Annotated in this window: 2 tRNA genes and 2 rRNA genes; all 4 read left to right on the forward strand. The window is 39.5% G+C overall.

Going from position 1 to position 803, the window contains the following annotated elements:
* Positions 1 to 58 (forward strand): 16S ribosomal RNA (locus BSF42_RS22240); the annotation flags it as partial.
* Between the two features lie 127 nt (positions 59 to 185).
* Positions 186 to 259 (forward strand) — tRNA-Ile (locus BSF42_RS22245).
* 150 nt (positions 260 to 409) lie between these two features.
* A tRNA-Ala gene (locus BSF42_RS22250) sits at positions 410 to 483 on the forward strand.
* Between the two features lie 199 nt (positions 484 to 682).
* Positions 683 to 803, forward strand: a 23S ribosomal RNA gene (locus BSF42_RS22255); the annotation flags it as partial.

An 803-nucleotide genomic window follows, 5' to 3' on the forward strand; every position in this document is an offset into this window, starting at 1 on the left:
TAGGGCTAAGTCGTAACAAGGTAGCCGTACCGGAAGGTGCGGCTGGAACACCTCCTTTCTAGAGCCCCAGTTGTTAGCATTAATGCACGATGGGGAAAAAAGATGTCTATCTAAAGGAACTGAATCATAAGATTCAATTACTCTTGCTGTTAATTTAAAAAAAAAATGAAAATTAAGTAAAACAGAGTCTCGTAGCTCAGCTGGTTAGAGTACTACACTGATAATGTAGGGGTCGGCAGTTCGAGTCTGCCCGGGACTACTTTTTAAAAATTGTGAATTATAAGTTATGAATTGTAAATTATAAAGAGCAACTAAAAAAGACTGTAAGCTTAGAAAAAGGAAATTTTAGAGGTTGAGTAACCGTTTTAAGTACTGTTAACTGAGAACTGTTAACTGACAACTAAAAAATGGGGGATTAGCTCAGCTGGCTAGAGCGCCTGCCTTGCACGCAGGAGGTCAACGGTTCGACTCCGTTATTCTCCACAAAAAGCCGTAAGCTGTAAGCTTTAGGCTGTAAGCTAAAAAGCTTAAAGCGTATTGCTTAAAGCCTAAAGCTTAACAAAGTTCATTGACATATTGAGATAAGAAAATAATAAAAAGTAGAAAGCGTTTTTTGTTATAGTAGCAATACAAGTAACAAAAGACAAAAAAAAACGGTCTTAATTAAATTTAAGGCTGGTACAATAAGCAAAATAAGGGCGTATGGGGGATGCCTAGGCTCTCAGAGGCGATGAAAGGCGTGATAAGCTGCGAAAAGCTGCGGGGACGGGCACACACCGATTGATCCGCAGATACCTGAATGG

Origin of the sequence: Flavobacterium sp. ACN6, assembly GCF_002304005.1 — a bacterium.
GTDB lineage: Bacteria > Bacteroidota > Bacteroidia > Flavobacteriales > Flavobacteriaceae > Flavobacterium.